Raw genomic sequence first — 18,726 nt, 5'->3', positions numbered from 1 at the left:
GATCAAAAATATTCAATCTTAAAGGGATGATTTAAGTCTTCTCCATGAAATCATTAGCTGACATGCGCTTACGGCAGCTGTTGATGTCCTCAAAATATTTTCTCCCATAGACACCCCAGATAAGCCAGAGTCAAAAGCTAATGCCTCTTCATCTTTATTCCAGCCTCCCTCTGGACCAACTACTAACCAAACTTGATTGACTTTGTGTGATCTTTCTTTTAACCAATTCACACAATCCTGCAATTCTTCAATACGAGTTGTGGCAAATCCTATTTGAGATTCGGAAGGTAAATCATTTATCCAATTAGGAAATGTCAATGCCTGCATTAGTTCTGGACTCCAGAGTCTCTCAGATTGCTCAACGGCTTCATGAATAATTTTTTGATATCTAATAATTTTTTCGTTATTGCATTCTTTAACTACTGATCGTTTTGAAATCAATGGTTGAATAATGTCAACTCCTATTTCAGAACTCATTTGCAAAAAGTTTTCAAACCCCTGTTTAGGAATAACTACAGCAATGCCTATTAATGGTCTCTCTCTTGAAACGACTTGAAGAGGTTTATATAAACCATTGGTAAGTTTTATAGTTTTTCTCCCAACAACTTTTGCATTCCAAAGATGACCTTTTCCATCAATAACCTCTAAAAGATCTTCCGATCTCATCCTCATAACCCTAGATAAATAATGTGATTCATTAGAGGTCAAAATCAACTCTCCATTTGAATCGATTTCATCATTTAATCGATTTGGATTTACAAATAATCTTCTTTTCTCAGCCATAGAAAATTAATCTGTTGAAGAAAAAATTGCATCAGGATGTTCTTCTACTGGCCAATCTTGATTTTCTCCTCCGATAATTAGTTCCTCTATTTTTACAACATCAACATCCATTTGTTTTAGTACATTTATCAAAACATCAATTGCAATGAGGTCAGAAGTACCTAGATCGACCCAACATCTAGCCCAACACTCATTAAATTCAAATTCTCCAAGATTATGCATTAATGATGGAAGACTAGAGGAGTTATCATCATTCTCATAGCTCATCCAACTGACATCAGAACCCATTTCGTGCGTTTGCAAATTTTCAGAATTAAATCCCCCAAGTCTGCCTAGCACATACCAAGAATCAAAAATACCATCGACGTATTCTTTTTCTCCCTTACTTGGGACATCTGAATATCTAAGCCATATCCAACAATTAAAAGGATCAACTTCACGAAATCGAACTTCCATAAACAATAGATCTTAAAAAAGAAACTCTAAAAGATATCAAACATAATCTAATGTAAATTGATTAAAGGAAATTAAAAAATCTTTATTTAATTGATCAAAGCCTCAATAAAAAAGAATGCTTAGTTTAAAAAATATTTATTACCATCCCTCAACATCAGAGAAGCCAATCCTTAGAGATTTGTGTTTAAAATCAAATTCTGGAAAAATCACAATAGTTAGAGGACCAAGTGGAAGTGGAAAAACTACATTAGTAGAAATCATTAGCGGTCTTTCGGGATATCAAAAAGGAGAGATCACATGGTTCAACAAACCTCTAAATGCACGTCAGCGCAGGTGGTTATGTGGATTAGTTTTTCAATTTCCAGAAAGATATTTTCTTGGATTATCGGTAGCTCAAGAATTACGTCTTGGACATAAGAGGTTAACGACTGAAGAACAAATTTCAGCTCTCACAAAAGTGGGATTAATCAACTTAGATTTAAAGAAGCCGCCAGAATCTCTTAGTGGAGGACAACAACGACGACTAGCTATTGCTGTTCAACTATTAAGAAGTCCAAAAGTACTTTTATTGGACGAGCCAACAGCAGGTTTAGATTGGTCAGTAAGAAACGGAATTATAGAATTACTCGCAAAGCTTAAAGACAAGCAAACAATCCTAATAGTTACTCATGAACCCGAACTTTTTAAAAATTTGAATACCGACAATTATGAGTTGCACAATGGTCAACTTATCCCTAAGTAAACAATTTAACTAATCAATGACAGATTTACTAGTTAGAGCTACTGCTGCGAAAGGAGGGATCAGGCTAGTCGCCGTGTCAACAACTGAATCAACTAAAGAAGCAAAAGAAAGACATTCTCTTTCATATCTAACGTCTGCAATTGTAGGTAGGGCGATGAGTGCAAGTCTCTTGCTTGCAAGCTCAATGAAAGTGAATCATGGAAGAGTGACTTTGAGGCTCAGTTCAAATGGACCACTAAAAGGATTAACTATTGATGCAGGTCGAGATGGAAGTGTGAGAGGATACGTAGGGGATCCAAGTCTTGAATTAGACCTAATTAAAAATAAAAATAATCACTATACATTTGATTTTAAAAAAGCTGCAGGTATTGGCTATCTTCATGTTATTAGAGATAACGGGAAAGGTGAGCCACATAACAGCACAGTTGAATTAATTAACGGAGGGATAGGTGAAGATATAGCTTCTTATTTATTACATTCCGAACAAACACCATCAGCTGTGTTTGTTGGAGAAAGAATTAATCAGGATGGAATAGTTTGTAGCGGAGGACTGTTAGCACAAATACTACCTAAAGCAGAACGAGACTATTCATTGATAGCCTTACTTGAAGATCGATGTAAAGAAATTAACTCTTTTAGTGAGTTATTAAATAAAAATGGGGACAACCTTATTTCTCTTATTGAAGAAGTTTTTCCTGATCTTGATCAATCACATTCAGATATTATTAGCTCTTCTCAAGAAGTTCGTTTTAAATGTAGATGCTCAAGGGAAAGAAGCCTATCAGCATTAAAGATCTTGGGGAAACATGAACTTGAGGAAATGATCAAGGAGGATGGGAAAGCAGAACTTACATGTCAATTCTGCAAAAATGTTTATCTTGTTAACGAGGAAGAATTGATATCTTTAATTGATTAAAGAATTAATCAAGGAAAATCACTCCCAACCAAATCAAAAATACTGCCGGTATCGCCTCAAACTTGTCAGGAGAAAATGATCCAGCGTTATCAACAAATGATTGAGCACCGCCCAAAAGTAATGCACCAGATATAAGTCCAATGCTGAGAAGAAGAATGCACCAGAGGATAGAGGAAAAGAAAGGCCTACCTCTACGTGACTGACTGATGAATAAGGCTATTGTTGAGAATGAAAGTATTAATTCAACACTTTCAGAAGGCACAATTAAAACAAGTAAAAAAGCCAATATTCCCAAAGAAAGCCTTATATTTAATTCTTGTCCAGAGGGCAACTCTAAGCTTGGTAAAAAATTAGATGGTGATGCCTCGGATTTAGGCAGATTTAAATTTGTCAACCTAGTGAGAAGCGAACCAGGTCCTATATCTCCAATTTTTTTTACTTCATTTTCTTTCTTTGATGCATTTATCGCCTCGTTGCTAGCGTTACCAAGTTGTCTCGACTTAAGACTTACCATTAGCAACGAATCATAAGCAGCTTCTATTTTTGCTTTAGTGATTTGGTCATCTCCAGCCTCAATTAACTTTTTGTCCCTTGCTTCTTGAATAGCATCAAAACTTGCACCCTCATTTATTCCAAGTATCAAATATGGATCTTGTGAGTTTGAATTTGATTGTGAACTAGTACCAGAATCCATAGATTTTCCAAAAAAGGATTTATAAACTCTCTTTAATAATTAGATTTTAATCTACTTTAGAGAGAAACAGGATCAACACCACTGACAACAGGAGCAACTGAGTTTAATTCCATTTCAGGATGATCTTCCTTTAACTGATTTAGATTCCATTCATTTTTAAAAAGCAGTACTGGTCTAAGCCAAGGGTCCTGAACCGTTTTGCAATTAAAAATTCTTCCAACCTCATCTAAAGCAGGCCATCCCCCCTTTACCCATCTTGCGACTTGATAACCCATTGGTTCAAGCCTAGTTTCCACTCCATATTCACTAGCGAGTCGATGTTGCACCACCTCAAGCTGAAGCTGACCAACTGCGGCCAAAATTGGATCTCTTTTGCTTTGATCTTTATCGTAAAGAATTTGGACTGCTCCCTCCTCTCTTAATTGATTGACCCCTTTCCTAAAGTTTTTGAAAGCTGAGGGGTTTGGATTTCTTAACCAACTAAATATCTCGGGGCTAAAACATGGGATTCCCTCAAATTCAACTCTCGGCCCAATAAATAATGTATCTCCAATCGAAAACATCCCTGGGTTATTCAAACCGATAACATCCCCAGGGTAAGCATCATCAACAACGGCCCTATCTTGACCAAAAATCTTTTGAGGCCTTGAAAGTCTGATTTGTTTGCCCGTCCTAGCGTGTTGAACTGTCATATCTTTTTTAAACCTCCCACTACATACGCGCACGAAAGCAACTCTATCTCTATGTTTTGGATCCATATTTGCTTGTAATTTAAAGACAAATCCACTAAATGATTCTCTTGTCGGAACAATTGGTCCATCAAAGCTATTTCGAGCAACTGGTCCCTGAGATAACTCAAGAAAATTGTCTAGAAAAGGCCTAACCCCGAAGTTGGTCATTGCAGATCCAAAAAACACAGGGGTTAATTCGCCAGATAAGATTAATTCTTGATTTAAGTCACAACCTGCCTCATCAAGGATCTCTATCTCTTCAAGTGCTTTTGTTAATAGTTCTTTTTCTACTAGGTTTTTAAGTTCCGGATCATTAATTTTCAAACGTATTTCACTAGATTGCTTCCCTCGTTCCGCTCTAGAAAACAAAACAACTTCTTTTGTTGCACGCTCTACAACACCTCTAAAAAGCTCACCACTTCCTATTGGCCAATTAACTGCAAAGGTTGATAAACCTAGTTCAGACTCAATTTCATCTAATAATTCAAGCGGTTCTTGACCTGGCCTATCCATCTTGTTAATGAATGTAAAAATTGGTATTTGACGCATTCTGCAAACCTCAAAAAGCTTCCTTGTTTGAGGCTCAAGACCTTTCGCCGCATCCTCAAGCATTACAGCATTATCAGCAGCGGCAAGCGTCCTATACGTATCTTCCGAAAAGTCTTGGTGGCCAGGAGTATCTAATAAATTAATCGTCTTATCTTTATAAGCAAATTGTAAAACAGTTGATGTAATTGATATGCCTCTTTGTTTTTCAAGCTCCATCCAATCAGAAGTAACTTTTCTCTGTTCACCTCTTGCTTTTACTGCTCCTGCCTGTTGAATAGCTCCGCCATAAAGTAAAAGTTTTTCTGTCAAGGTTGTTTTTCCCGCATCGGGGTGGGAAATAATTGCAAAATTTCTTCTTTTCCCAACCTCTTCACTAAGAGAAATCGACAATTCTTCTTCTAAATTAGGATTTAAATTTTTCTTGTCTTGAGGGGTTGATTTCATTATTGTTTTTGATGGTTCAATTGTTCAGGAAAAGATTAAATACACCCAATAATCTCAAAATAAAGCTCATCAACTTGAAAAACCTCTAATTGAGATAAGCCTGCATTAACAAGTTGTTGGTTTACTTCTTCAACTGTAAATGATGCCTTGAGAGATGCATAAAAATCTTTTTTTAAAATTTCTGGTGAATTTGAAAGATATTTTTCTTTTAGTTCAAATGCTTTCTCTAATGAAGAGGGCCTTATTAAATCACGATGAATATGAATACAGTTTTCTTTACCAATTTTCTTTAAGGCATTCCAAAATCTGCAAGGATCATGAAAATGATGCAAAGCACTATTACTTACCAATACATCAGCTTTGAGCTCGAATTTTTTTTCACCAGTGGCTATTGAGTTGATCTCAATCAACTCATAAGTAAGATTATTGCTAAAACTTTTGCAAAGTTTTTTTTCTGCTTCATTCAACATTTCCTTTGATCCGTCAATTCCAACAACTTTTACAAACGGCCAATTTTTAGCAATTCTCTCGCAAATATTTCCAGGTCCACATCCAACATCCAAAATCAAATCATTTTTATTAAGAGTTTTTCCTATTTTTTTTAAATATTTTTCAAGTCCTTTAACAACCATAGAATCGCTTCTTGAAAAATCCGCATCTGCATAAGCCCTTACCTGCGAAGGGATTTTCATAAGTTCAGGTTCAGGTGTTCTATTCATTAATGAAAGAAATAATTTTGTTTTTTCCTTAAACCCCTGTAGATGGTGTTAAAAAAACTTGCTAACGCTATACATGGCGTTAGCGTAGTAGTTACTAAAGGGATAAAAGATCTTGACAATCGCACCAAGCCAGCCCGAAACCAATAATTCAGCCTCGGGTAGAAAAAATGCAAAAACTGATTTTCCAATAACTGCACCTGCCGCAAATCCTGTCTTTTACAGAACTTATAGTAGGAAGCTTCCTGCGGGTCGCGAAAGTTGGGAACAAGTGAACACAAGAAACCTTGAAGGCTTAAAAAAACTTGGAGGGTTAAACGAAGCTGAAATAAATTTAATGCAAAAAATGCAACAAGAGAAAAAAGCTCTTCCTTCAGGTCGATGGCTTTGGATCGGAGGAACAGACTGGATTGAGAAAGAAAAGAATTTTTCTGGAGCCTACAATTGCACCTCAACAAACCTTATAGATTGGCAGGCCTTTGGACTAATGATGGATCTAGCAATGATGGGTTGCGGAACTGGAGCAATAATTGAGCCTCATTTAATTGATCAACTACCAGAGATTATCAATACAATTAACATTCAAAATGTTTCAGATATAGGAGTTACGCCCGCTGAAAAAAGAAATGAAAAAACTACTTTCTCTATTCAAGGTAATAATGTACTAATAAGTGTTGGTGATAGTAGACGTGGATGGGTTGATAGCTATCAAAAAATACTTGAGTTAAGCAGTGACGAAAGTTTCAATTCTAGAGTAATTAACATATCTATAGATTTAAAAGATGTAAGACCAGCTGGCGAATCACTTAAAGGGTTCGGAGGAATGGCAAATCCCGTCAAACTCAAAGATTTATATCCTCGCGTTACGAATCTTTTAAACAAAGCAAAAGGAAGAAAACTAACTTCAATAGAATGTTGCCTACTTATAGATGAAGCAGCAGTGACAATTGTTGCTGGAAATATAAGAAGGAGTGCAGGTATGCGTCAATTCTCTTCAGAAGATTTAGGAGCGGCTGGTGCTAAAGAAAATTTATGGAAACAAGACTCTGATGGGAATTGGAGCATCGACCCAGAGAAGGATGCTTTACGAATGGCTAACCATACACGCGTTTACCACACTAAACCTGAGCTGAAAGTGCTTGTGGAAGCAGTGACTAAGCAATTTCATTCAGGAGAAGGAGCAATTCAATTTGCACCAGAAGCAATTGCTCGTTCAAATGCAGACATACTTACAACAGTAGAATTAAGAAATGAATTTATTGAGATCTATTGCGAACAAGGTAAAAAAGAAGCTTCCAAATGGATTCAATCAAATTACGGTCCATTTGATGAAAAAGAACTTTTCCATAGACTAAGTAGATACGGTCTTAACCCATGTGGTGAAATCCTTGGCTCTGATTTCCACTGTAATCTTGCAGAAATCCATCTAAATCAAATCGATCCATTAGACATAAGCCAACAAGAAGATGCCTTCAAAGCGGCAGCCTTGTCCGTTGCATGTCTACTCAATCATAGATTTGAAGTAAAAAGATACAGAAAGAGTCGAGAATGGGATCCAATCGTTGGGGTCAGCTTCACAGGCCTTTTTGACTTTTTTGTCCATGCCTTTGGGACATCTTGGCTTAAGTGGTGGGAAGCTGGAAGACCAGATACGAAAGAAGGGAAAGATTTTAAAAATCAAGAAGCTACTTTTTTAAGTCGATGGAAAAAAATCGTTAACGACACAGTTTTTGAATATTGCGATAGACATAACATCCGTCGCCCAAGTCGTTGTACAACAGTTCAACCTGCAGGAACAAAAAGTCTTCTAACCGGGGCTTCTCCAGGTTGGCACCCTCCAAAAGCTCAGCGTTTTATTAGAAGAATTACTTTTCGTAAGAACGATCCAGTTGCATTAGCTTGTATGGACTATGGATACACGATAGTTCCTTCACAATCAGATAAAGATGAGAATGGGAAACTACTAGATAATCCTTTTGATCCGAAATGTACTGAGTGGCTAGTTGAAATACCAACTGAGGTAAGTTGGGCAAATATACCTGGTGCGGATCAAATTGATATTAATAATTTCTCAGCTCTTGCCCAATTTGATTTTTATATGCAAGTTCAAACAAACTACACTGACCACAACACTTCAGCGACGATCGAATTCAGAGAAAATGAAATAGAGGGTTTAGCAAAAGCATTGCATAACTCAATAAATGAAAACAAAGGTTATATTTCAGCTGCTTTGCTCGCAAGATTTGATGCAAATGCAACATTCCCTAGACTTCCTTTTGAACCTATTGACGAAGAAATATACACAAAACTGCAAGCAGAGGTAATAAAAAGAAGAGAAGATTGTGATTTCTTTGATGCTCTTAGCCGATATGACCAAGGAGAGCTTACCGAAGCTGGACCAGCAGGTTGTGATTCGGATAAGTGCCTACTACCACTTGCTAAACCATCTTAAGGACATTTACTCGTCTAGAATTTTTAACTATCTTCAAGTAAAAGTTACAAAAATATATTTGCTTAATTTTTAGAAGAAGTTTTAAAAATAATTGTCCAAATAAAAAAAAGTAGCTAGATGTTTAATAGGTCTTGTGTTCTTTAAAAATTGAATGACTACAACTAACAAACAAATAAAAATAAATAGCACAAGTACTAATGATGCACTTATTGATCAGCTAAGGGCATGTAAAAATCCCGAAGAAATTCTTCAGTTTGAAAAATGGTTCAATTCAAATATTGAATCTGACAAACTGTATAAAAGAATTTGCGAACTTTTAAAAAATAGAAGTATCTCAAGGGGACTGGCCTCAAAATGGCTGTTAACTCTTATTGAAGATAGAGATAATAATATTAGAAAACTGTCTATTCAATAATCTTCTCTTGGAATCTAATAATTTTAAATACCTTTATTTTAGAAAGGGAATGGTCCAGTTGAACCGCTTGAAGCAGTAAAACCTGATAGAGCCCAAATCCCAAAAGAAAATAGAGCGCATCCTATAAAAAACATCAAGTGAGCAACGTAACGGTATTTTTCCTTTTGACTAATACCACCCTCCATTGGAAGGTCTCCAAGGAAACGAGATTGTGGGCTCTTGTTGCTTGCCATGAAAGTGATTTACCAATGTCATAAATTATGGCATAAATAATATCATTAATATTTATGCAAGAAGAGAATCTATAGGTTCTGAAATTTTTATAGAGTGGGGATCTCCTTTAAAAGTGAATTAACAGCTCAAAGTGGAGTAATTTTTTTTTTGAAGAATATATTTAAGATTTTAGTAGCCAATAAAACTATTTTTCAAATGGATAGTTGGTCAAGTGGTTTATTGCTCTAGTCTTGAAAATAAGCCTTAATTACAATAATAATTATAGTAATTTTATTGATATAACTAGCTTTATTTATTTTCTATAGCACCATAATTTAATTCTTAATACTCAAAAGTTTTTTATAATAAAATGAGCAACTTTCAAAAAAGTGGTCAATATCGGTCATGAAGACTAGCAACGTAAAAAAGGCTGAACAAAGTCAGCCCTTTTCTTTCCGATAACAATCGGCTGTCAACCAACTCTAATTTAACTGTTTCAAGAGAAAACTCTTGGGTATGGAGTTTGTCCGTTCATTAATGATGTATCTATTGGTTTGCAGATATTCATTAATGCGTTCAGACCAAATCCAGGACCTGTCGGACCATCAATGAATTCCTGAAATTCTTCTACCGTAATATTCTCCTTAGTTTCCCAAATACAGTAAACAGGGCCTTCAGAAGTCACAGCATTAGCAGAGTGGTTGTAAAAACCTTTTTCTTTATTTGCTGCTACAGCCTCATCCCATCCACCGCCAGGTGCCATAGCTGCATAAGCAGTTTCCCACCACTTAGATGAAGTACCAGCTCTAAATTCGTGATGAACGATATAAAAATTAGAGGTCATCAATAATATACAAGAACCTAAAGCATTACATATTATGAGAAACTTTTAAGTATTAAAAGACTATCGAATCATGCACTGCTGAAAATACTTGCACGTTGGGCATATGGCTTAGTAAAGAGCATATAGATCAAACAAAGTCTAACCAATAATCTCACCAGGTCAGAACCATGATTTCTTATTTGATTTAGCTGAAGTGGAGATAGTCATTACATTCACTGGCGAAGTTTATTTACAAGGATTGTTGAAAAGCCAATGAACAATATTGAAGGTATGGCCAAGCTTGCAAAAATTGTTCCCTCGTTGATTACTTAATTGGATTCAATTACTGATTTAGCTGCATCAAATGGACCTGATGCAAAATTAGCGCAGGTATGCAGAAAAGAGCTAGAAACTTAGCTGCTGAGGAATTATTAATGGAAGTTATTTTATATAGAGGAAGTAAGCTTTTCGATGAAACAGAGTTTGAACATTCCGGTCACCAATGAAAAAAACATAAGAAGATTTAATTTAATGAAGTTCGGTTTAGATAGGGCTAACCAGTTCGGGTGCTTAAGGACAGTTTTATTGATGACTTTCTAAGAAACCGTACTTGAATTTCATTTCGGTTGTTCTGGTTGGCTTGCTAAATTAAATGTACGTTCGCTCCATCTATTTGGAGTGCATTACATGGAAGTAGGGAACGGGATTTCCAGTAATTAAAAAGGTCATGAACAACCTAGTACTAACTAAAAAAAGAGTCTTAAAAGCAAAAAGACTACACAAAGCTCAACTTGCAACATTTAAGAAAGGAGTATTTACTTCTTACAAAACTTCAGTTTTTCTAGGGAGACAAAAGCAAGCTCAAGAAGAGGTTGCAGCAATGGATTCTTAATTCAGAATTGAATTGGCTGCTGATTTATATCTAATTTAAAAAGGGCTGACTAAGGTCAGCCCTTTTTAAATTAGATATCGAATAACTAGTAAGTAGTACTTGAGTAAAAGCCGGGGTGTTTAAATCACAAGGAATCAAGTAGAACATAATCATCCGAATAGGAGGTTTATGAAGCTAAGAACTCCATTTTTTATCAAAAATGCGTTGAGTGATATTCGAATAATGCATGATTTCAATTATAAAGTTCCTGCTGAGACAAGAGAAGATTTTTGGAAAGCAGAATGTGAAATCCACCCAACTTCTTTAACATGCAAAGTTTATGAAGACTAATAAAACAAAGCTTTAATGGATCCGTTAGATCCTGCCCTTCAAAGTACAGCTGTAACAGGAGTTAAGCCTTTATTAACTCTGGCAATTTTTGCTGGGGTAGGCTCTTTTTTCCTTGGAGCATTTTTTACTGCTATTAGAAGAGGAATGAAAGAAGAAGGTTGGTTCAAACTTAACCACCAAGAAGAGGAACAAGACTAAACAATTGCATTAACTAGATTTTCTCCTTATAGATTTTTGCTTTTTTCAAAATTTATTAAAAAAAATCCAAAGCCAATGATGTAAAATTAGAAGTGGAGAGTTGGTCGAGTGGTTTATGGCTCTAGTCTTGAAAACTAGCATGGGGGCAACTCCATCGGGGGTTCGAATCCCCCACTCTCCGTTCTATTACGGGGATGCTAGAATTATTTAATTATATTGTTAATCTCTTTATTTGTTATCCGTAATACAAAAGTTGACTAAAATTTGACAACATAATATTTTCTTTCATTAAGAACAAATCTTCTCTACAAAAGATTACAAATATATTCCGGGCAAAGTAGGTCTTCTTTGTTCAAAGCACAGCTGAAAGCCATTGGCATGAGATAAATATCGCTATTCTTGAAAACTAGCATAGGGGATTCTATAGGGGGGCTTTAATCACCCTACTCTCCTCTCTTCATGGAGAATCATGGTTCTCCTTAAAAATTAGAATATAGATAAAATAAAGAAAAATTTAATTTCTAGAGTTAGCTTTAAATATTCAAACGAATGGTCAATTAACCATAAAGTCTTAATAAGATTTATTTTTAATACCTTTTTACATAAGAAAATCAAATATTTAATGCCAACAAGAATTATATAATGCTCATGATTTTTTTATTTTTTCGTTATGGTGTTTTTTAAAATAGGTTTTTGATTTTTAAGAACTATCTAATAACAATCTGATAAACCTTGTAATGCTAAAGATTTATTTGATTGTTTTCTTAACAAAATTCAACCCCACCCTAAATCCTTAATCAAATCAAAATGAAAGAAGAGCGTTACTTAAAAGACAGAGAAGCTATTGTGAGGGCAGATATTTGGAAAGAGATTACCTCATCTTGCAAAGGGCTTAGAACTGAGCTTGGCTACACAAATATACAAATAGTGGAGTTTCTAAAAGAAATCACTAAAACATTTGAAAGAGACCAACTCTAATTGAATTAGTTAACATTCATATTGTTCAAGATAAGACCTATTTTGGAGTGGGTTTTAAAACTCGTTCTATATTTTTTGCGGCTGAGTTAACACTTTCAAAAGTAGAAGTCAATCGCCAAAAGGATCCACTACAAATTGCACTAATATCACTGAGGGCCTTTAGAATGTAATTCTGATGTTTAATGTTAGCTTTTTCAGCAATAAATGATGCCTTCCAAGGATTCCATGACACTAAATTAACAACACTTCTGTATGCACTTGGCCATGGATTATTTGGTAACAATATTTCCAAATCCTTTAAATAAATATCAGCTTCATAAGGCCTATTTGATAATATCTCCAAAAGAGATAATGTCCATAAAGATTCAATATTTTTAGGATTAAAACTCAATTCTGACAAGGCTTTATCTCTAACTATATTTTGATATTTAAAGTGGCCATCAAGCATATGTTCTATAGCTATTTCATCAAAAATCAATTTAATGCCTAATGGACCTTGATCCATTACATTGGCAAGTTTAATAAATCTATTATGGAATTCAATGGGATTATTTGATCTTTCACTTCTTTTCCATAAAGAAAAGCTCCCTCCTTCTTTTCTATCAAATTGTCGAACTTTTTTAAAAAGATAACTATCTCTAATCGATTTATCGAGAGCCAGAGAATTACTAGAAACAGAGCCTTGATCTCCTTCAGCCAAAATAATCCAGTTAGAATATTTTAATACTGGGTCTATATGCAAAAGAGATTGTCCAAGTTGTCTACCTAAAATATTTCCCCCTTTCATTCTACCTATATAACTTACATTATGCTGATTAACATCAGGTGTGCTTGGAACAACAATAATAGTTTCTTTTTTATATTTATCTTGACCTGATTTAACAATGGAAACAATTTGTTTAACAGGATAGTATTTATTTTTCTGCCCTTCTAATGAGTTAAACTTAGTGAAAGCATCGGAAAAAATGAAGCTTAAAGGTGCAATTAATAATAAGCCATTAAATCTAAAGTAAGAATCTAGCCAATCACTCCACTTACAAAAACCGAGAGCTAGTAATAATATAATTAATGGAATCACAGAAGCTATATACCTCTCATCCTTGTTAGGTATAAAAGTTGTAAAAGTCCAGCTAGTAAATAAATTAAATAGGATCCAAGTCCATTTATAATAATAATTATTATTTAATAAATCTTCGAATTTTATTGGAGTTTTAAAAGATCTTATATAAGTTAAAAGAATAAATACTAATCCAGATAAGCCAAAAAAGAAAATAATACTACCAAACTGATTTTTCAAATATGGGAAGTACCAAAAAATACTTTTTAACTCAAAGATGGAAGGGTCACCTTCAATAGCTGCTGATTCAAAAACAGCTCTATAGGTCCCACTTAATATCATTATCCAATTATGATAAAACCAAGGTAAAATAGCTAAGAAATTAATAAACAATAAGCATAAAATTTGAAATCTAAATGTTCTATCTCTTTTGAAAGAAAGAATAAAAATAAATAAAAAAGAAGGAATAATAACTAATAATGCACTCTGCTTTATTAGTAAAGACGAAGCACATGCTATTGAAGCAACTATCAATTGCGTCCATTTAGCTCCCCTATGATTATCGCTCCATCTACCTAAGTGAAACAAATAAAAAGTAACAGCAGAAATCAGAGGCAACTCCAATACATAATCAGTTCTTAGATGAAATAAGAAAGGAGAGCAAACACTAATAAGAACAGCGAAAAATGCGAACTTTTGTCCTCTTAGATAAAGTCCCCATGAAGCAATATTGAAAATAAAAAAACCATTCCAAAAACTTAAAGACCATGCAGCCTCATGAGGAGCATCACCTGCAAAAGCAATAACTGCTCCATTAAAAATTGAGGCTAAAGGAGGAATCTTTGGAGACTTATCTAGAACAGATCTAAAGTCAAGAGATCCAGCTTCGCCGATAAAAGAAAGTGCGCGTGCATGATCAAGTGCGCTATTAAGATAATCAGCTTGATCCCAGGAAGGAGTATTACTATAAAAATTCCACCAAATTCGATCAACTAAAGTAGATATAATCCATATTAATATAACTAAAATCCAAAAAATATATTTAGATTGATTATTACTTTTCTTAAGACGCATATTTTAAACTAACAATCTAATGTTTCGCTTGTTTTTTTATTAGTAACACTATTGATACCATCAGCAATACTACATAGCTTTTTTTTAACATCATTTGCAATCAATACATCAGTAAAATCAGCACCGTCAATAATAACATTTTCAAATTTAGCATTATAAGCAAAAGCACCTTCCAATACGCTATTTGAAAGATTTGATCCATTTAGGATTGCCGCATCCATTGTTACATCTTTCATATTTGTATTACTTAAATTTGCGTTTTCAAGTTTTGCATCAAAAAAGCTAGCTCCTTGCAAATCACTGCCAGAAAAATCAGCATCTTGAAGATCACTTAAATAAAAGGTCGCCCCTTGTAAATCAGTATTAGAGAAGTCAGCACCTATCAAGCTTTGCTTTCCATAATCTAAAGCAGCAAAAGCTGGGAGAGAATAAAAGAAGAATAGAGTTGAGCTTAAAAAAAGAATAAAGCTTTTAATCATAACTTTCTAGTAGCTAATAATGATTATATTTTAATTCAAAAAGGTTAAAAAGTTAAATATTGAATTTAATATATATTAGATGTAGAAATCTACTCATACAAACAAAAAAAAATCATTTTATATTCATCCAGAATAAATATAAATTTTTATATTAAATCGCAAATAATCAAAAAAGATAAATCAGCCTAAATGATGATATTTTATCTAAACACTTTTAGAAATATTTCACAAAAATTGATCATAGCAAATAATTAAAAAGCTAGCTAATTACGAAATAGAATTTCAAATTCCCTAACTAGAAGCAAATAAAGCTTATGGTTTAATATATATTTAATTTCAACAAAAATAATTCACTAAGTCTACTAAATTCAAAAGATCTAAATCCTCTAAAATGATCGACAAGCCATATGAAGTCATAATTATTGGTTCTGGAGCAACCGGAGGTATGGCTGCTCTAACGATGGCTAAGGCTGGTGTAAGAGTATTGGTAGTAGAGAGAGGGCCTGAACTTGAAATTAAGCAGGCAAACGGAACAGCAGCTTGCAATATGATTCGAAGACTTACAGGCATTGCGAATGGAAAGTATCAAAGTCAAACTCAGCATCCAGGCTTTTGGAAATCAAACCCATTATTGTATGCAGACAAAAAGTCCAATCCCTATACATATCCTCAAAAGAGTCCATTTATGTGGACCCAAGGCAATCAAGTAGGGGGAAGAAGTCTGACCTGGGGTGGAATAACTTTAAGATTATGTAATGAAGATTTTGAAGTATCAAAGGAAAAAGAATATAGCCTAAAATGGCCTATTAATTATAAAGATCTTGAGTCTCATTATACGGAAATCGAGAGATTCCTAAAAGTTTATGGTAATAGAGATGAGTTAGAGCAACTACCTTGTGGTGAATATATTGGTAGTATTCCTTTTACAGAAAGTGAAAAACAATTTGCCTCCAATATAAAAGAGAAATTAAATCTTCCTTTCATACATTCAAGAGGTTTTGGGCCTAATGAAGACAAAACGAAATGGCCCAAATTTAGTAGCCTAGGCAGTACATTAAAAGAAGCCATTAGCTTAGGAAAAGTAGAAATATTGTCTAATCATGTTGCAGATAAATTAGTACTCAATAAAGATAGAAAATCAGCAAAAAGTGTTATTGTTATTAATCAGACAACAGGAGAAAGAAGTGAACTAGATAGCAAATTAATTATACTGTGTTCATCGACAATCCAAACACTTAGATTTTTACTAAGTTCCGAAGAAAAAAATAGTTCTAATGGACTTATTGATCCCTCTCAATCTTTGGGAATGAACTTAATGGACCATATCTCAACCTGTAGATTTTTCACTGTCCCAGTCGAGCGAAATTCGAAGAAATTATCAGATAAAAAGGATCATCAACGTTTATCAGGTGCTGGAAGTTTCTTTATCCCTATCGGTAGAAATCGATCAATTAAAAATAATTTTGTAGGCGGATATGGAATCTGGGGAGGGATCGATCGATTTGAGCCACCAGAGTTTTTAAAAAGGTCTAAAAATACAAAGATGGGATTCCTTATCGGTCATGGAGAAGTCTTACCTAATAAGAAAAACAAAGTGACCTTGTCAACAGAAACAGACAGAAATGGTGTTTCTATCCCTCACATATCAGTTGCTTGGCGTGAAAATGAAAAAAATATGGTCATAGAAATGAACAGAGTTATTGAACTTATTATCAATAGTGGTAATGGAACTACTCTTCCTATTGATGAAATCCTAAACATTCCGTTCGTTAAACGAATACTAGACAAATCTGTTGCAATTAAAAATGATGCTCCTCCGCCTGGATACTACATTCATGAAGTAGGTGGCGCACCAATGGGAAATAATAAAGAAAAAAGCGTAGTGGACAATTGGAATCGTTTATGGGAATGCGGAAATGTATTAGTAGTAGATGGAGCTTGCTGGCCGACTTCCTCTTGGCAGAGCCCAACACTAACAATGATGGCCATAACCAAAAGAGCTTGCGAAAAGGCAATTATCAACTTTAAAGGTTAAAGATATCATTTAAATATTTCTCAGCAACTGCCCTATCATCAGATCCATTTTGAAAAAGAAAGTTTGCAATAGCTGAACTAATTAGCTTGGATTGATTCCACTTCTCGTTACTGCTAATAAAATCTTTCATCCCAACGTAAAGAGCCTCAGGAACCTCGGCTTCAAGACTTATAGACATTAGATCCAAGTCATTTTCAACGCATTTTATCCGATCGTTTTTTATCTCTTCAATACGAGTTTCAATTTGATTAAACTCCATTTCCTTTTTTAAGTTCAAAAATCTATGTAATAAGGATCTTAAATTTTCAATAAAACGTCAAAGATAAAGAAAAGCTGTACCAAAAATCTGAGACAACCATAGACTCATGTCATACAAATACTTTTAAAAGAAGCTTCGAAAAATAATCAAGTTCATTCGTTGAAAACATCTAAGTGTAAATTACTATTAAAATTTCTATTGAATCCCACAAGCTCTTCACGAAAACTAGTGTTTTGATTTTTTCTAGTGGAAAACTCATCTTTAGCTGTGGAAATCACTTGGGGAAAAGAGCTGAAACTAAACATTAAAAAAATGTATAAATAACGAGTCCATTGTGTCGCAGTCAAGAAAGAGACAAATGAGTCTTTAATTTAAACCTATTATTTTTAGATTTGCTAGTTATTTAAAGAGCGAAGCGTGACAGGTCCTAAAGGATGCTCAGCATGAGGATATGGAAAATGTTGATGTGAATGTTCTTGTTCTTTATTCTCTGAAGAATTTTTCTTCTTATTTTTACAGTCACATTCGTTAGATCCACAATCAGGGCAATTTTCTAGAATGCCTTCAAAATGATGATGGTGACTGATCTGCTCATATCCAACTTCACTTTCAAAACCTAATAAATTAGACCGATATTTACATAAAGCACAATTCATAAAATTCTCTCCTTTTAAAACTTCTTGAAATCTCTCCATAAAAGTATCGATAACAAAATCTTGGTCTGATAAGTAACTAGCATTTAAAAACTGAACATCTGGATTGTCATTTGAGACTTTCATAGAATGGTCTCTAACACGACTTACCAAAACGCCAGAAAAAAGAAAATAAGGTAAAAGAACTACTCTTTTGAAACCTAATTTAAGAGCATGTCTGAGTCCAGGCTCAACTAAAGGGAATGTAACTCCTGAGAAAACGGTTTCGCCCCATCCAAAACCAAATCCTTCAACAAGCATCCTTGTGATTTTACAAACATTTGAGTTTGCATCTGGATCTGACGATCCCCTCCCAGCTACAACAAGTAATGTTTCTGAAAGAGGAAAAACTGGATTAATATCAATTATTTCTTTAATTCTTGCTCCAGCTGCTCCGATCATCAAAGAATTCAAGCCAAGCTCCCTGCCATATTGAATGGGCAGTCCAGTTTCAGCTGAGTATTTATTCAAAACTGCGGGAATATCATTTTTAGCATGTCCAGCTGCAAATAACATTGCAGGTAAAGCAATTACTCTCTCAACTCCCATATTTCTAAGTTGATCTAAGGCAGAACTAATTATTGGCCGATTAAATTCTAAGAATCCATACAAGACAGGAATATTAGGTATTCTAGACTTTATTTTTTCTACTACATTTATAAACTCCTTTTCAGCTTGAGGATCCCTACTACCATGACCACATAAAACAATGCCGATATTAGATGGATATTTATAAGTGATTGAAGCCGAATTAATCAAAACGCTTTTTAGACAATAATTTACTTTAATTGAATATAG

20 protein-coding genes and 1 tRNA gene are annotated in these 18,726 nt (G+C 34.4%); 10 read left to right on the top strand and 11 right to left on the bottom strand.

Annotated elements, in window-relative coordinates; genetic code table 11:
• Positions 1 to 18: 18 nt before the first annotated feature.
• Both DNJ73_RS03580 and DNJ73_RS03575 read right to left on the bottom strand, forming a co-directional pair.
• Positions 19 to 783, bottom strand: coding sequence for a 16S rRNA (uracil(1498)-N(3))-methyltransferase (locus DNJ73_RS03580; RefSeq protein WP_158466340.1), 765 nt, complete (start codon positions 781 to 783; stop codon positions 19 to 21).
• A 6-nt stretch (positions 784 to 789) separates the two neighbouring features.
• Positions 790 to 1,239: a DUF3531 family protein gene (locus tag DNJ73_RS03575; protein WP_158466339.1), complete on the bottom strand. Its 450-nt coding sequence runs from the start codon at positions 1,237 to 1,239 to the stop codon at positions 790 to 792.
• A gap of 115 nt (positions 1,240 to 1,354) precedes the next feature.
• On the opposite strand from DNJ73_RS03575, the gene DNJ73_RS03570 reads away from it, so the two are divergent.
• A complete protein-coding gene (locus tag DNJ73_RS03570) occupies positions 1,355 to 1,981 on the top strand; it encodes an ABC transporter ATP-binding protein (protein ID WP_158466338.1) in 627 nt (208 codons plus the stop codon).
• A 16-nt stretch (positions 1,982 to 1,997) separates the two neighbouring features.
• Positions 1,998 to 2,897: an Hsp33 family molecular chaperone HslO gene (gene hslO / locus DNJ73_RS03565; protein ID WP_158466337.1), complete on the top strand. Its 900-nt coding sequence runs from the start codon at positions 1,998 to 2,000 to the stop codon at positions 2,895 to 2,897.
• 4 nt (positions 2,898 to 2,901) lie between these two features.
• Here the strand turns inward: hslO and DNJ73_RS03560 are convergent, their stop codons facing one another.
• Genes DNJ73_RS03560 through DNJ73_RS03550 form a run of 3 tightly spaced genes read right to left on the bottom strand, consistent with a single transcriptional unit; the run spans position 2,902 to position 6,034 of the window.
• Complete coding sequence (locus tag DNJ73_RS03560; protein WP_158466336.1) at positions 2,902 to 3,591, bottom strand: CPP1-like family protein; 690 nt, start codon at positions 3,589 to 3,591, stop codon at positions 2,902 to 2,904.
• 56 nt (positions 3,592 to 3,647) lie between these two features.
• Positions 3,648 to 5,315, bottom strand: coding sequence for a peptide chain release factor 3 (locus DNJ73_RS03555; protein ID WP_158466335.1), 1,668 nt, complete (start codon positions 5,313 to 5,315; stop codon positions 3,648 to 3,650).
• 35 nt (positions 5,316 to 5,350) lie between these two features.
• Positions 5,351 to 6,034 carry a class I SAM-dependent methyltransferase gene (locus tag DNJ73_RS03550; protein ID WP_158466334.1) on the bottom strand — a complete coding sequence of 228 codons (684 nt, stop codon included), beginning with the start codon at positions 6,032 to 6,034 and terminating at the stop codon, positions 5,351 to 5,353.
• A 112-nt stretch (positions 6,035 to 6,146) separates the two neighbouring features.
• Here DNJ73_RS03550 and nrdJ point away from each other — a divergent pair, with 112 nt between their 5' ends.
• Both nrdJ and DNJ73_RS03540 read left to right on the top strand, forming a co-directional pair.
• Positions 6,147 to 8,483 (top strand): ribonucleoside-triphosphate reductase, adenosylcobalamin-dependent, encoded by a 2,337-nt coding sequence (gene nrdJ, locus DNJ73_RS03545; protein WP_158466333.1) that lies wholly within the window; start codon positions 6,147 to 6,149, stop codon positions 8,481 to 8,483.
• Between the two features lie 151 nt (positions 8,484 to 8,634).
• On the top strand, positions 8,635 to 8,898 hold the full coding sequence (locus DNJ73_RS03540) for an RNA recognition motif-containing protein (protein ID WP_158466332.1): 264 nt from the start codon (positions 8,635 to 8,637) through the stop codon (positions 8,896 to 8,898).
• Between the two features lie 38 nt (positions 8,899 to 8,936).
• Here the strand turns inward: DNJ73_RS03540 and DNJ73_RS03535 are convergent, their stop codons facing one another.
• Together DNJ73_RS03535 and DNJ73_RS03530 are read right to left on the bottom strand one after the other, a co-directional pair.
• Positions 8,937 to 9,131 carry a hypothetical protein gene (locus tag DNJ73_RS03535; RefSeq protein ID WP_158466331.1) on the bottom strand — a complete coding sequence of 65 codons (195 nt, stop codon included), beginning with the start codon at positions 9,129 to 9,131 and terminating at the stop codon, positions 8,937 to 8,939.
• A 476-nt stretch (positions 9,132 to 9,607) separates the two neighbouring features.
• Positions 9,608 to 9,955 (bottom strand): hypothetical protein, encoded by a 348-nt coding sequence (locus DNJ73_RS03530; protein ID WP_158466330.1) that lies wholly within the window; start codon positions 9,953 to 9,955, stop codon positions 9,608 to 9,610.
• 706 nt (positions 9,956 to 10,661) lie between these two features.
• On the opposite strand from DNJ73_RS03530, the gene DNJ73_RS09755 reads away from it, so the two are divergent.
• The 5 genes from DNJ73_RS09755 (at position 10,662) to DNJ73_RS09745 (ending at position 12,332) form a co-directional block, all read left to right on the top strand.
• Positions 10,662 to 10,826 carry a hypothetical protein gene (locus DNJ73_RS09755; RefSeq protein ID WP_187152544.1) on the top strand — a complete coding sequence of 55 codons (165 nt, stop codon included), beginning with the start codon at positions 10,662 to 10,664 and terminating at the stop codon, positions 10,824 to 10,826.
• Between the two features lie 168 nt (positions 10,827 to 10,994).
• A complete protein-coding gene (locus DNJ73_RS09750) occupies positions 10,995 to 11,156 on the top strand; it encodes a hypothetical protein (protein WP_187152543.1) in 162 nt (53 codons plus the stop codon).
• A 15-nt stretch (positions 11,157 to 11,171) separates the two neighbouring features.
• On the top strand, positions 11,172 to 11,354 hold the full coding sequence (locus DNJ73_RS03525; RefSeq protein WP_158466329.1) for a hypothetical protein: 183 nt from the start codon (positions 11,172 to 11,174) through the stop codon (positions 11,352 to 11,354).
• 94 nt (positions 11,355 to 11,448) lie between these two features.
• A tRNA-Ser gene (locus DNJ73_RS03520) sits at positions 11,449 to 11,535 on the top strand.
• Positions 11,536 to 12,161: 626 nt separating this feature from the next.
• Positions 12,162 to 12,332, top strand: coding sequence for a hypothetical protein (locus DNJ73_RS09745; protein ID WP_011295219.1), 171 nt, complete (start codon positions 12,162 to 12,164; stop codon positions 12,330 to 12,332).
• 37 nt (positions 12,333 to 12,369) lie between these two features.
• Here DNJ73_RS09745 and DNJ73_RS03515 read toward each other — a convergent pair whose 3' ends face one another.
• Entirely contained in the window at positions 12,370 to 14,463 is a 2,094-nt protein-coding gene (locus DNJ73_RS03515; RefSeq protein ID WP_158466328.1) for an ArnT family glycosyltransferase, read from the bottom strand.
• Between the two features lie 8 nt (positions 14,464 to 14,471).
• The gene (locus DNJ73_RS03510) at positions 14,472 to 14,942 is read right to left on the bottom strand and encodes a pentapeptide repeat-containing protein (RefSeq protein ID WP_158466327.1); all 471 of its coding nucleotides are present in this window, start codon (positions 14,940 to 14,942) and stop codon (positions 14,472 to 14,474) included.
• Between the two features lie 391 nt (positions 14,943 to 15,333).
• Between DNJ73_RS03510 and DNJ73_RS03505 the strand changes: the two genes are divergently transcribed.
• Positions 15,334 to 16,977 (top strand): GMC oxidoreductase, encoded by a 1,644-nt coding sequence (locus DNJ73_RS03505; RefSeq protein WP_158466326.1) that lies wholly within the window; start codon positions 15,334 to 15,336, stop codon positions 16,975 to 16,977.
• On the opposite strand, the gene DNJ73_RS03500 is transcribed toward DNJ73_RS03505, so the two are convergent.
• Together DNJ73_RS03500 and DNJ73_RS03495 are read right to left on the bottom strand one after the other, a co-directional pair.
• On the bottom strand, positions 16,967 to 17,236 hold the full coding sequence (locus DNJ73_RS03500) for a DUF2811 domain-containing protein (RefSeq protein ID WP_158466325.1): 270 nt from the start codon (positions 17,234 to 17,236) through the stop codon (positions 16,967 to 16,969). The genes DNJ73_RS03505 and DNJ73_RS03500 overlap by 11 nt on opposite strands.
• Positions 17,237 to 17,631: 395 nt before the next feature.
• On the bottom strand, positions 17,632 to 18,687 hold the full coding sequence (locus DNJ73_RS03495; RefSeq protein ID WP_158466324.1) for a sirohydrochlorin chelatase: 1,056 nt from the start codon (positions 18,685 to 18,687) through the stop codon (positions 17,632 to 17,634).
• Positions 18,688 to 18,726: the final 39 nt, after the last annotated feature.

The sequence above is a fragment of the Prochlorococcus marinus XMU1408 genome, assembly GCF_003208055.1.
Classification (GTDB): domain Bacteria; phylum Cyanobacteriota; class Cyanobacteriia; order PCC-6307; family Cyanobiaceae; genus Prochlorococcus_B; species Prochlorococcus_B marinus_A.
The sequence above is the reverse complement of the archived record's forward strand: the minus strand, read 5'-3'. Positions and strand labels throughout refer to the sequence as shown.